Genomic DNA, 12,975 nt, shown 5'->3' with positions numbered 1-12,975 from the left:
CCGGCGTATCGGGCTGCACGACTCGAACGGTGTGGCCCACGCCTGCGACAGCGACACCCGGTGCTCGAGGCCGTCGTCGGTGACGTAGCCGATCTCGAAGCCGCCAACACCGACCGGCTCAGCCGCCCGCCGCACCTCAGGGGGTAACGCACACCCCGAGCATGCGCGCTCGGAACGGACACGAGGAGCGGAGGCCCCGCTCCTTCATCACATCAGAGGTTCTTCCGTCCGACAGATATTGACCATAAGGACACCGGCCCCAGGTGATCCGCTGCGATTCAGAAATAATATTGACTACTTATTGTTTTGCGAGAATAGTGGGCTCATGACACTGGTCCGATCTCGGCGGACTCAGGCCGAGCGGACAGCCGCAACGCGCCGCGCACTGCTAGATGCGACGTTGCATGCTTTGGTCGAGGTCGGGTTCAAAGGGACCACGACCACCGAGGTTGCCCGCCGCGCGGGGGTGTCCGTGGGTGCGTTGCAGGGTCACTTCGCGACGAAGTCCGAGCTTCTCGCGGCTGCTGTCACGTACTCGTTGGATCGCCGTGTCGAGGAGTTCGGGGTGTTGATGGCCGGTCTGGATCCTTCGGCGGACAAGCTGGACGAGTCGATCGATCTGTTGTGGTCGATGTTCTCCGGGGCGACCTTCACTGCGGCGCACGAACTGTGGGTGGCCGCCCGCACCGACCCGGACCTGGCGCCGGCGGTAATCGACACCGACAGGGAGTTCGCGGCCGCCTGTAAACGTGTTTATGCCCAACTCTTCCCGGCCAGCGACTTCGCCGATACGACGCTGAACCCGGGAATCGGTCTCCAGATGGTCTTTGCGTTGATGAACGGCTTGGCCGTCGCGAGATCGATCGACGGCTACGAGTCGCTTGCTACCGGTGAGGTCCTCGACGCCTTCAAGACGATGGTGCGCCCGATACTCACCAACGAACACCCGCAGCCCGCGGAGGCATCATGACCGCCAACGAAAACGCCTCCACCGCTGCGAACCCGGTGGTGCGTGCGCGCCGCATCCGATTCTCCTACCCAACGGGTTCACTCACCAGGCATTACGTCGACGGTGATCTGGTGATGAGCCACGTCGTCGCGCATCTGTCGGCGCTGTTTCCCGAGGGCGAAGACTTCTTCGTGCGTTCGGTGCGCCGCTTTGCCGACCAGATCACCGATCCCGAGTTGACGTCGCGGGTTCAGGGATTCATCGGCCAAGAGATCACCCATCGTCGCGAGCACCGCCTGCTCAACGAACGCCTGCAACAGATCGGCTATCCCACCCGCCGGATCGACCGAATGACCCACCGGGACTTCAAGAGGTTCGAGCGGCTGCTGTCCCCGCTGACATGCCTTGCTATCACGGCCGCATTCGAACATTTCACCGCAGTGCTGGCCGAGACCCTGCTGGGCGACGAGCGGGCCCAGGCCCTGCTCGGGTCGACCGAGGTGCGATCGATGCTGCTGTGGCACGCAATCGAGGAATCCGAACACCGCTCGGTCGCGTTCGACGTCTACCGTTCGGTCGGCGGCACCGAGACCCGACGCCTCTGGACTATGCGGATCATCCAGCTCACCTTCACCGCAAGCGTCGTCTTTTTCTCCGCCCTTTCCCTACTCGGTGACCCCGCCGCGTACAACCCGGTCCGGCTGTTCCGCAGTTTGGCGGCATTGCGGCACTCGCCGCTTTTGACCCGCGCCGTAGTGCGCCGGATCCGCGCATACACCAACCGGGGCTTTCATCCCGACGACACCGACAACACCGCCCTACTCGCGCACTGGACCGCCGCACTGTTCGGCGAACAAGGCTCACTAGTCGACCACCTGCACTGACCCCTGACCCACCGGCCCGATCAGCGGAACGCGCCACTTGCGAGCGGGTTCGAAGAACGGCATGTTTGTTTGCACTGTGTCAGAGCCGCCGCCATCGCACGTCGTGGAACCGGCCAGCAAACGCGGCTCCCCCACCCCGCGCCCGGCGATAACGTGGCCGCCTCAACGGCGATCAGACGCACACAAGGCCGGTCACAGAGTCAGCGACATCCGTCCCAATCCACCCGAACCACTCGAATACGACGGAATCGAATATGCGGCTTTACCGGTTGCGTTGAGGTCCACTGTCTAGCAACATATTTCGCGCACCGATAATTGGTGGCTGCCGCCCATCTCTGATCGTGTTGGCCGGTGTTCCCAGCAGACGTGCCGGTGCATATTCTGCCGCACGGGTCGTCCGCCCACGGGCGAAAGAGCACCCGCACGTCGAGGGGCGCTGGTGGCGGGCCTGCCCGATGCTGGCGGCATATTGTGCCTCTGGCTGAGGTACTGCTGGTTGGGGGCCATTTGATAATGCGTTCAACGCTTTACGCGCCGTGTCGTATTCGACCTTGAGTTTGTCGAGGATTTGGTTGATGTCTCTGCTGGCTTCCTCGATGACCAGTTTGAGTCCTCGGCGAACAAGTTGGGACTCGGACCACCGTTCGATTTGGGCAAGCGTGACACGCAATCGGTCGACGTCGGGACCTTTGATTCGGCGTTGAAAGGTCTTGCCGCCCGGGCCGACTTCGTCATCGGAACCCCGGCCTCCGTGCTGCGCTGGTGTCTGTGCCTTTCCGGTAAAGAAGTCACGTATGGCGTCGGCTTTGTCGATGATGGTGGCGAGGTTTCTGTCGGCCTCGTCGATCACGTGCTCAAGGGCGTGCTGAACCAGTTCGGAGTCGGTCCACCCCTGGGCGCGCTGAATGGCGAGCAGTCGTTCGGTGGTGACTCGATCGACGCGAGCTTGAATGTCTTGGCGGCGTTCGGCGCACTCAATAAATTCCACTGCAGCCGCATCAACTTGGCACCGCCACGTCACAAATCACGTAAAGGTATTAAATAGCCATGGCGCATCGGTGACCAGCTCGGTGAGCATTTGATCGGCCAGCGCCCGGCCCAAGACCCGCCGCGAGCAACCGTCACGGACCGCGTACAGATACAGCCGACGGATCGTTCCTGCAGATTTCCGATGCGCAGGTTGATGTGCCACTGTTCCGGCAGTGCTGGAAGTTGGACAGCCCGATGATCACGCGGATCACCGACGTGGTGCAGTCGGCGGCATCGACCCTGCGCAAGTCTCGGCATTAGTGTTGACGTCGAACCCGCGGGAATGTCTTGAGACTCTATATCCGCTGGGGGACGACGCCTAGATGACACCTGCTGCGTCGCGTGGAGCGATACGTCGGTAGTCACCTTCTGCACCCTTAACACAAGTAGGCAACTGGGGTAACACGTTCGAAATACTGTCCCAATTGAATGTTCTTCATGCGTTGTATACAGGACACAATTGCTCGGCTCTCCGTCCTAGAGTGGCCGGGCGCAGCCCCCGATCATGCCTTTGACCTGCTCGAATCTGTCCTGAGCCGACGCCTTCACATCGCCGCGGGCGATCGCCGGTCCTGCTGCGGCACGGCGGTTGACCTGGTCGCCGCCGACCCGGCTGACCCGACCCTGCCGGACCCCGTGCGTACGGCCCTACGCACGCTGACCCCTGGTCGTGCGGTTGGTTCGACCGGCTTTCCCGAACTGGCCTCAGGCTGGATCGCCATGCCCGGCGTCGACATCCGCATTGGAACGTGCGCAGACCTGGGCGGACCGGTCATCGCGATCACCTTCGATGACGCCGTCGCGTTGCTGTCGGCCCGCGGAGCCGAACATCTCATCGTCCGCACCACTGCTGTGGTCGCCGGTACGCCGGACTCTCCGCCGGGATGGGATGTCGTCCGGACCGACGTCACGACGGTGCCTCTCGCGCGGGAAAGCGACTGCCATCATGGGGGATGTGCGGCGTGAGCAACGACAGACTCATTCTCACCCACGGCTGCTCGCTGTCGAATCTGCCGCTGTTCGTGGCCGTCGGCGAAGGCCTGTTCGCCGATGAAGGTCTGCGAGTGGAGGCCCCATATTTCGACGACATCAGTTCCACCGCAGACCTTTTGGCCAGCGGCGTTGCGGATCTCGGGACGGCCGCGTTCACCCAGCCACTGATCGACGCCTTTCGGCCCGATCCGCCCGTCATGGTGGCAGGAAGCGGCCTGATGGGAATCTCCGTCCTGACCCGGGAACCCGTCGTCGACGCCGCATCGCTGGCCGGCGAACCCGTCGGCACGTTCCGGTCCGATCCGATGGAGGTGCTCCTGCACGACGTGCTGGCCGCGGCGGGGCTTCGCATGACAGATGTGGAGCTGCGCTATTTCGATGTGCTCAACGACGCTATCGATGCCTGGTACGCAGGGGAACTTGCCGCACTGTCGTTGGCTGAGCCATTCGCAGGCCGAGTCCGCGCTGCCGGGGCTCACGTGCTTTCCGACGGTACCGAGCTATGGGGGAACCCGTTCCCCGACACCACTTTGGTGGTATCGGCGAAGTTCCTGCGCGAGCGACCTGACCGGGTGCGGGCCGCCATCCGGGCCATGCTGCGGGCCAACGAGTTGATCCGGGCCGACCTTCCCGCAGCGATTCGTCACGCCGCCGAGTTCTACCCCGGATTCGAACTCGACGAGCTGGTGGCGGCTGCCCGGCGTCAGCCCGCCCAGGTTGACATACGCGATATGACCCCTGCCGTGTTCGGGCGCTGGGACAGTCTGCGTTCCCTCAACCTCGTGCCCGAGGATGCGATGCCACCGGTGAACGCCGTCATGTTCGACCTGCTCAACGATGAGCTCAACGCAGAAACCGCCAAGGAGACCGCCAAATGACCGACCAGCTGAACATCCCATCGTCGAACCGTCGCAACTTCTTTCGGAGCGCTGCCCTTGCCGGCGTGGCCGTTGCCGTGCCGTCCTGGCTGCTATCGGCCTGTTCCAACGCCGGGCCGGGGACCACTGCCACTACCGCCGGGGGCGTGACCACAATGAAGGCCACGCATGGCACTGGCTTCTGCAATCTCGGCATCTTTCTTGTCAAGGAACGCGATCTTGCCAAAGCCGACGGTGCCGCAATTGATTTCGTCGTCACCCCGACCAACGCCGACATCGTCACGCTGTTCGGCGCTGGGCAGGTCGACATGTCTCTGTTGCCCTACACCCAGTTCATGACCCTGTACGACGCCGGCGCACCCGTGACCATCGTCGCGGGCGGCGGAGTAGAAGGCTGCTCGATCGTCGCGCAGCCGGGTATCAACTCCGCTGCCGACCTGGCCGGTAAGACATTGGGAACGTTCCAGGCCGACACCCTGGAAATGCTGCCGTACGACTACCTGAAGAAGGCCGGCCTGTCTTTCAAAGACGTGCAGGTGCGGTACTTCGGCACCTCACCCGAACTCGCACAGGCGTTTATCAGCGGATCGGTGGACAGTATGTGTCACATCGAGCCGTACGCGACGCAGGCTCTCAATGCACGCTCCGGCGCTGTGAAGCTGTCCGATGGCAAAGACGTCTACGGTCCCAAATACACCGATTGTGTGCTTGCGGTCCGCAACCCTCTGCTCAAGGAAAATCCCGCAGCGGTCAAGGCCGTGATCAAGGGTCTCCTGGTCGCCCAGCAGCAGGCCGAGCAGGATCGCGAGGCGGCCGTGAAGGACACCGTGGGAACCTATTTCAAGACCAGCTTCGAAGACGCTCTTGACGCCTCGAGCAAGCAGCCCAACATCGTCGACCAGCGCACCAAGGCACAGTTCATGCTCGACCGCGCGGTGGGTATGAAAGACCTGGGCTACGTGAAAACGCTGCCCGACCAGAAGATCTTCGATTGGTCGTTGCTCGAGCAGGTGGTCGCCGAAAACCAGGATCTGTACCACTCGCTGAAGGCAAAGAGCGCGTGAGCATTACCACTGCTGTCGGCGTGAGCGCACGGGCGCGTTCGAGCAAGGCGAACAACTCCCGGCCGCGCCGCTATCGCCGGATAGCGACAGCGGCCGGCTGGTGGGTAGCTTCGGTCGTGGTATTCGCCGGAATCTGGGAACTGGCCTGGGCTTTGGGCTGGGCTCCCGAGCTGCTGCTGCCACCGCCGCACATCTTCTTGCGCGACTTCGGTAGTCAGGCCAAGTTCTTCGACAACGCGAGGATCGGTGCACAGCAGGTGTCCCCGGTGGTCGCGGTGCTTACCACGGTCCTGGCGACCGTGCTCCGCGTGCTCGCCGGCCTGGTCCTGGGGTTCGCCGCGAGCCTGATCACGGGAGTACTGATCAGCCAGTTCCGTGTGGTGCGGGGACTCGTCCTGCCGTCCGTCACGCTGCTGGCCCCGATATCCCCCATCGCGTGGCTGCCGGTATCGATCTTCCTGTTCGGCATCGGTAACGCGCCAGCGGTGTTCATGGTGTTCATCGGGGTGTACTTCGTCATGACGCTGGCCACCATCAGCCTCATTAACGACGTCCCGGCCACTTATGTCAACGTGGCTCGCACCATGGGCGCCACCAAGGGGCAGATCCTGCCACAGGTGATCCTGCCGTCAATCCTGCCGGGAATCCTGCAGAGCCTGCGGTTGAATCTCTTTGCCGCGTGGATGGTCGTCCTGCTCGCCGAAGCAGTGGGCGTTGGAACCGGTCTCGGCCAGGTAGTCATGTTGGCGCGCAACACCTTCAATGCCAGCCTGGTGTTCTTCACAATGACCGTGATCGGGTTGAGCGGATACCTGCTCGACGTCTTGTTCCGGCAGCTCCAGAGCCGGCTGCTGTGGTGGCAACCAATGACAAACGGAGGCGGGAAGTGACGACCGAACAGCCAACCGGCGCGGTGAGCTGCCGCGCCGTCACCAAGAGGTTCGACCACACCAGTCCGGAAGTCCTTGCGGTGGACGGCATCAACCTCGATATCGCACCGGGAGAATTCGTCGTGATACTCGGGCCCAGCGGGTGCGGGAAGAGTACCTTGCTGTCGATGATCGCCGGGCTGGAGCCGTTGACGGCGGGATCGATCGAAGCAGACGGCCAGCCGGTAACCAGGCCCGGACCGGACCGGTGCATGATCTTCCAGCAGTCGTCGTTGTATCCGTGGCTATCGGTGGCTGACAACGTCAGCTTCGGGCTGAAGTTGCGTGGCATCCCCAAGAGTGAACGCCGCGAGACCGCGCGAGACCTGCTGCACACCATGGGCCTTAGCGGTTTCGCCGACCACCATCCCGACGGCCTCTCCGGTGGCATGCGCCAGCGGGCGGCCATCGCCAGGGCACTTGCGATGCGCCCCCGGGTGCTGCTGATGGACGAGCCATTCGCGGCGCTCGACGTCCAGACCCGCGCCAAGCTGCAGAACTACATCGCGCAACTGCGTGACGAGAGCGGCGCGTCGGTGATTTTCGTGACGCACAGCATCGACGAAGCGGTGGCACTGGCCGACCGGATCGTGGTGTTCACTGCACGCCCGGGCCGAATCAAGGCCATTGTGAACGTCGACCTGGATCGTCCGCGCGATACCCGCTCGACGGGATACCACGCGTTGCACGACCAGCTCGTCGACTTGCTGGCCGACGAGGTAGACCGTGCCTTCGCCGAGCAGGAAAGGATCCGCGCGTGACGGTGGTCGTCGTCGCCGCGGCCCAACTGCCTGCATGTCAAGACGATTGCGCGAAGAATCTCGATGTGGTCGAGGCCGCGATCGCCGAAGCCGCCGCCGCCGGAGCGGATCTGGTGGTACTTCCAGAGCTGGCCACCACACCGTACTTCGCGGGTGAGCCAGCCGGTGCGTACCGGGACTGGGCGCAATCCGTACCCGGACCGCAGTCCGACCGAATTGCCGCACTCGCGGCCGAAGTCGGCGTAGCCGTGGTGCTTCCGTTGTTCGAAAAGGATTCGGCCGCGCAGACTTTCCACAACTCGGCAGCGGTCATCGATCATGGCGACCTCGCACCGGCAGTCGATCGAACGGGGATGGCGCATCCCGTCGCGCGCAAGTTACACCTGCCGGTTGGCGACGCCCCAGCTCCAGGGTTCGATGAACCAGCGCACTTCACCGCGGGTGACTGGCTGGGCGTGCACTCGCTGCGCGGGTACCGGCTCGGTGTGCTGGTGTGCTATGACCGGCGATTTCCCGAACCCTGGCGCGAACTGCGAGCGCTCGGCGCCGATCTGGTGGCAGTTCCCGTCGCGGGCAGTGGCGGCGACAGCGTCGAGTTCTTCCATGCCGAACTGCGCACCCACGCCCGTGAGAACGGGGTGTTCGCCATCGCCGCGAACAAGGTCGGCGTCGAATGGGTAGGTGGGCACCCGATCGACAACTTCGGCGAGTCGTGCGTGGTCGGACCTGACGGCGAGCTCATCGCTTGCCGACCTCGAGACGCCGGACCGGGGCTCTTGCTCGCCGAACTCGACCTCGGTTCCCTCTCCGACACCCGAAAGGCGCTGCCCTACTTCGAGCACCGCCGCGCCGATCTGTTTCCCACTGCCAAGGAGGTCTTGTGACAACGCTTTTCCGCAACGCACTGGTCGTTGCGATGGACGACGAGCACCGTAGCGACCCGTTCCGAGCCGACGTGTTCGTAGTCGACGACCTGATCGACGCGGTCGGCCGCGACCTGCCGGTGCCCGAAGGCGCATCGGTGGTGGACTGCACCGACCGACTACTCATGCCGGGCCTCGTCAACGCCCATGTCCACTCGTGGGAGGCGCTGTTCAAGGGCCGCTACGACAACCTGCCGCTGGAGCTGTGGATGCTGTTGTCCTATCCGATCCTCGGCGTCGAGCCCATGTCGGACCGACTGATCTATCTGCGCACCCTGCTGGTCGGCCTGGAATCGCTACGCAACGGCGCCACCTGCCTGCTCGACGACGTCATCGAGATGCCCACTCAGAGCCTGTCGGCGCTTGACGCGGTGTTCCGCGGCTACGAGGACGTCGGCATCCGGGCCAACTGCTCGGGCAACATCGTCAACCGGCCCTACATCGACTCGATTCCGTTCGTCGACGACGTACTGCCCGCCGACTTGCTCGCCGAGGCCAGGGCGGTGAGCCCTCGCACCGTCGAGGAGTACCTGACTACCAGCAAGGAGGCGCTGACCCGCTACGACGGACGCGCCGGACGGCTGCGGTATGTCATCGCGCCCAGTGGCCCGCAGCGGTGCACCGACGACCTGCTCGTCGGCGCCAACGAGCTGTCCCGCGAGTACGACACCACATTCCACGTGCACGTGCTGGAAACCAAGATGCAGGCCGTCACTGGGCGTGAGTTCTACGGTTCCACCCTGGTGGAATACCTCGACTCACTCGGCGTGCTCAGCGACCGGACGACCCTGGCGCACGGGATCTGGCTGACCGACGGCGACATCGCGCGCCTCGGCGAGGTCGGGGCCTCGGTGGCGCACAACCCGATGTCGAACCTCAAGCTCGGCTCTGGCATCGCACCGTGGCGTGCGCTACTCGGTGCGGGCGTCAACCTAGGCCTGGGTTCTGACGGGCTGTCGAGCAACGATTCGGCACGCATGTTCGACGTCGTGAAATCGGCTGCACTGCTGCACAAGGTGACTCAACCGGACTACACCGCGTGGCCGACTGCGGACGAAGTGTTGTGGGCCGCCACCCGCGGCGGGGCCACCTCGGCGCGGCTTGGCTCACAGGTCGGCGCGATCGCACCGGGACGCAAGGCGGACTTCCTACTGATGGATCTGTTCTCGGTGAACTTCACCCCCGTCAACGACATTGCCCAGCACCTGGTTTACGTCGAGAACGGCGACTCGATCATCGAGGTGTGGGCGAACGGTCAGGCTGTGGTGCGAGACGGCCGGTGCCTGTTCATCGACGAGGAGGCCGTCCTGGCCGAGATCCGCGAACTCGGTGGCGAATACCTGGAGCGATTCGCCAAAGTAGAGGACCGCAACAAGGTGTTTGAACCGTACTTCCGCGACATCTATCAGCGGTGCTGCCGAGAACCGATGGGCATCAACCGCTTCAGCGGCGACGAACGCGCCTGGGTCGGTGCACTGTGAGCCTGCTGCTCAAGGGTGCACGGGTGGTCACAGCTTCAGACGATTACCTCGCCGACGTGTTTGTCGCCGATGACACCGTGACCATGATCGCTGCGACGCTGGACATTCCGGCGGACCACGTCATCGACGCCGCCGGTTGCTATCTGCTGCCGGGTGGGGTGGACCCCCACACTCACCTCGGCTTCAATCTGGGCCCGACCACCACATCGGACGATTACGCCTCGGGAACGGTCGCCGCCGCATTCGGCGGCACCACGACCGTGGTCAACTTCGCCCAGCAGCGACGTGGCCAGCATCTGCGTGCTGCCATCGACGACGGGTTGGCCGCCGCCGAGGGCAAGGCCGCCATCGACTACGCCCAGCACATCGTGATCACCGAGCTTGCCGCCGGATCACTGAGCCAGATCGACGAGTTGGTCGCCGAAGGTGTCACCAGCATCAAGATGTTCATGGCCTATCCGGGCGAGTTGATGGTCGACGATGCCACCATGTTCCAGGTGCTTGAACGGGCCGGTCAGGTCGGCGCGCTGTGCTGTATTCACGCCGAGAACGGACCGGTGATCGACGTTCTGGTCCGGCGCGCCCTGGCTGAAGGGCGCACCAACCCGTCGTGGCACGGACGCACGCGTCCAGAACTCGCAGAGGCCGAGGCGACCCACCGGGCCATCGCGCTTGCCGAAATGGCCGATTCTCCGATCTATTTCGTTCATCTGTCATGTGCAGAGGCGCTTGCCGAAGTGACATCCGCCCGAGACCGGGACCGGCCCGTGTTCGCCGAAACCTGTCCGCACTACCTATTCCTGGACTCAAGCGTCTACGATGACGAAACGTTCGACACCGCGAAGTATGTGCTGACGCCGCCGTTGCGGCCCGCCAGGCACCATGCGGACCTGTGGCGTGGGCTTCGCACCGACGACCTGCAGGTGGTTTCCACCGATCATTGCCCGTTCTGTCTCAACGGACAGAAAACCATAGGTGCACACGATTTCTCGAAAATCCCCAACGGCGGCCCTGGCATCGAACACCGCTTGCAGCTGCTGTACTCCGGCGGTGTGGCCGCCGGGGCGCTGTCATTGCGCCGCATGGTGGACGTTTTCGCCGCCACGCCGGCGCGGTTGTTCGGCTTATACCCCCGCAAGGGCACCATCGCAGTCGGCTCCGACGCGGATTTCGTCGTGTTCGATCCGGCCGGTTCGACGACAATTAGTGCCGACACCCACCACATGAACGTCGACTACAGCCTCTATGAAGGGTGGCGACTCAGTGGTGCGGTGCGGACGGTGATCGCGGCAGGCCGGGCGATAGTGGACAACGGTGTCTTCACAGGCAAGCCCGGTGCCGGTCGCTACCTAGCGCGAGATGCCAGTGGACAGTTATGACGAGGCGGGGGTGCGAAATGACTGACAACGATGGCCTGCAGGCCATCCGATCGTTGCCGACTCAAACACGTCGCAAGACATACGAACACGTCTACCGCGCGTTGCGGCACGGGTTGATCAGTGGCCGCATACCAGAGGGCACCCACTTGGTGGAGACCGAGCTCGCTATCCAGCTTGGGGTGAGCAGAACGCCCGTGCGTGACGCATTGCGCCGCCTCGAAAGCGACGGGTTCGTCGCGCGGGGGACCGCGGGTGGCCTGTGGTCGCGCGGTATCGGCCCCGACGAGATCCAGGATCTGTTCCTGGTACGCACCGAACTGGAGAAGCTGGCGGCTCGCCTGGCCTGCGAGCGGGCTAAACCCGAACAATGGGCCGAACCCCGGTCGCTGATCGCGGCCATGGGCGCCGCTAGTGAAGAATTCGGCGTTGGGTCAGAAGAATTCGGTGAGATCCACCTGGCCTTCCACACGTCGATATACCGGATCGCGTTCGGCAGCCGGTTCGCCGGGCTCCTGGACAACTACCTGCTGCAATGCCTGGACGTGGCAGCCGAATTGAGTTATCGCGATCCGGCCGGCGCCCTGCCTGCAGTCCAACAGCACGAGGAACTACTCACCGAGCTGTCATCTGGCGATGTCGGCCGGGCGGTAGCCGCCGCCGAGGCACACGTGCGGCGGAGCGCCGACGACGCGCACCGGGCCAGCAGCGACACTGCGCTGTCCTGCCCCGACCACCACTGATGCTATGAAAGGTTCATCCGTGCAACACATGTTTCTCAATGGTACCGCCATGTCCGGGCAAAAGGACCACGCCGTGATAGCCGGCCTGGCACGTTTCATCCGCCCGGCCACCACGGCACCCAACTACAGGTTCTTCGCGATCCGCGACGAGTTCCCCGGACTGTTCCCCGTCGACGGCGATGGGGCAGCCATCGCCGGCGAGCTGTACGAGATGTCCGACGAACTGCTCCTCGATGTCCTGCTGCCACAGGAGCCCGGCGAGTTGGAGATCGACTCGATCGACCTGGCCGATGGATCGACGGTCCGCGCAATGATTCTGCGGCCAGAACGAATTCGTCCCGGAGACAAGGTCATCGATATCGCCGACTTCGGTGGTTGGCGGGCGTACCAAAACCACCTCGCGGCGAATTCCGCAGCCAGTGCACTTCTCGGTCTGTCTCCTGCAGGTCGCCGGTGAACTGCTGCGCGCTGAAGCAGCTTCCTGGGTGAGGCAATCCGCGTCCACCGAATGATGGACAACCGCTGTTATCCCGACGCTCGGATCGGCCTGGCGTGCAGATCGCCGCATCGGGAGTCGGCGGACGCCACCACAGTTGAAGCCGCTACAGACAAATCGAGGATGCACGGGCCTGGTAAGCACCTTCACGGTCCCCGCGCTCAACACATTGGAAGCGCAACCTTGGCGGAAGGTTAAGGATGCACCTTGTAAAAGATTGTGCCACACCGCATTTCGCCGATAACTTAGATATGGTCAACCAAGGACGCCGCCGAGGCCTAAAAGAACTGTCCGACAGGCCTGTTGGTGGAAATCATGGATAATCTCCACTATCCATGTACATCGTTTCGAGCCTGGGACTCAGCAAAGACCGCACGTAACTCGGCACCCTTCTGCATGAGCTCGGGCCATACCTGCACTCACGCGACGCAGCCACGGACTGGGTCGATGCCGTAATCGATTCCGCTGC

Annotated in this window: 13 protein-coding genes; all 13 read left to right on the top strand. The window is 63.6% G+C overall.

Annotated elements, in window-relative coordinates; translation table 11 throughout:
* The first annotated feature begins 325 nt into the window (after positions 1–325).
* The 13 genes from QOC69_RS26280 (at position 326) to QOC69_RS26220 (ending at position 12,467) form a co-directional block, all read left to right on the top strand.
* Positions 326–970, top strand: a complete 645-nt coding sequence (locus QOC69_RS26280; RefSeq protein WP_353373614.1) for a TetR/AcrR family transcriptional regulator — start codon at positions 326–328, stop codon at positions 968–970.
* Positions 967–1,833: a metal-dependent hydrolase gene (locus QOC69_RS26275; RefSeq protein ID WP_526445190.1), complete on the top strand. Its 867-nt coding sequence runs from the start codon at positions 967–969 to the stop codon at positions 1,831–1,833. Before QOC69_RS26280 ends, QOC69_RS26275 begins: the two co-directional genes overlap by 4 nt.
* A 568-nt stretch (positions 1,834–2,401) precedes the next feature.
* Entirely contained in the window at positions 2,402–2,878 is a 477-nt protein-coding gene (locus QOC69_RS26270) for a hypothetical protein (protein WP_526445188.1), read from the top strand.
* Positions 2,879–3,291: 413 nt separating this feature from the next.
* Positions 3,292–3,828, top strand: coding sequence for a hypothetical protein (locus QOC69_RS26265; RefSeq protein WP_526445186.1), 537 nt, complete (start codon positions 3,292–3,294; stop codon positions 3,826–3,828).
* Entirely contained in the window at positions 3,825–4,733 is a 909-nt protein-coding gene (locus QOC69_RS26260) for an ABC transporter substrate-binding protein (RefSeq protein WP_526445184.1), read from the top strand. The genes QOC69_RS26265 and QOC69_RS26260 overlap by 4 nt, the downstream gene beginning before the upstream one ends.
* The gene (locus tag QOC69_RS26255; protein ID WP_526445181.1) at positions 4,730–5,797 is read left to right on the top strand and encodes an ABC transporter substrate-binding protein; all 1,068 of its coding nucleotides are present in this window, start codon (positions 4,730–4,732) and stop codon (positions 5,795–5,797) included. The genes QOC69_RS26260 and QOC69_RS26255 overlap by 4 nt, the downstream gene beginning before the upstream one ends.
* Positions 5,794–6,687 (top strand): ABC transporter permease, encoded by an 894-nt coding sequence (locus tag QOC69_RS26250; RefSeq protein ID WP_526445179.1) that lies wholly within the window; start codon positions 5,794–5,796, stop codon positions 6,685–6,687. Before QOC69_RS26255 ends, QOC69_RS26250 begins: the two co-directional genes overlap by 4 nt.
* Positions 6,684–7,487 carry an ABC transporter ATP-binding protein gene (locus tag QOC69_RS26245; RefSeq protein ID WP_526445177.1) on the top strand — a complete coding sequence of 268 codons (804 nt, stop codon included), beginning with the start codon at positions 6,684–6,686 and terminating at the stop codon, positions 7,485–7,487. The genes QOC69_RS26250 and QOC69_RS26245 overlap by 4 nt, the downstream gene beginning before the upstream one ends.
* Positions 7,484–8,371 (top strand): carbon-nitrogen hydrolase family protein, encoded by an 888-nt coding sequence (locus QOC69_RS26240; RefSeq protein ID WP_526445175.1) that lies wholly within the window; start codon positions 7,484–7,486, stop codon positions 8,369–8,371. The genes QOC69_RS26245 and QOC69_RS26240 overlap by 4 nt, the downstream gene beginning before the upstream one ends.
* Positions 8,368–9,891, top strand: coding sequence for an amidohydrolase family protein (locus tag QOC69_RS26235; protein WP_526445173.1), 1,524 nt, complete (start codon positions 8,368–8,370; stop codon positions 9,889–9,891). The genes QOC69_RS26240 and QOC69_RS26235 overlap by 4 nt, the downstream gene beginning before the upstream one ends.
* Entirely contained in the window at positions 9,822–11,270 is a 1,449-nt protein-coding gene (hydA, locus tag QOC69_RS26230; protein ID WP_526445171.1) for a dihydropyrimidinase, read from the top strand. Before QOC69_RS26235 ends, hydA begins: the two co-directional genes overlap by 70 nt.
* A 17-nt stretch (positions 11,271–11,287) precedes the next feature.
* Entirely contained in the window at positions 11,288–12,010 is a 723-nt protein-coding gene (locus QOC69_RS26225; protein WP_526445169.1) for a GntR family transcriptional regulator, read from the top strand.
* Between the two features lie 4 nt (positions 12,011–12,014).
* Positions 12,015–12,467: a gamma-glutamylcyclotransferase family protein gene (locus QOC69_RS26220; RefSeq protein WP_526445167.1), complete on the top strand. Its 453-nt coding sequence runs from the start codon at positions 12,015–12,017 to the stop codon at positions 12,465–12,467.
* The last annotated feature ends 508 nt before the right edge of the window (positions 12,468–12,975 follow it).

Source organism: Mycobacterium sp. (genome assembly GCF_032162105.1).
Taxonomy (GTDB): Bacteria; Actinomycetota; Actinomycetes; order Mycobacteriales; family Mycobacteriaceae; genus Mycobacterium.
Note: the sequence above shows the minus strand (reverse complement) of the source record. Positions and strands in the feature narration are given on the sequence as shown.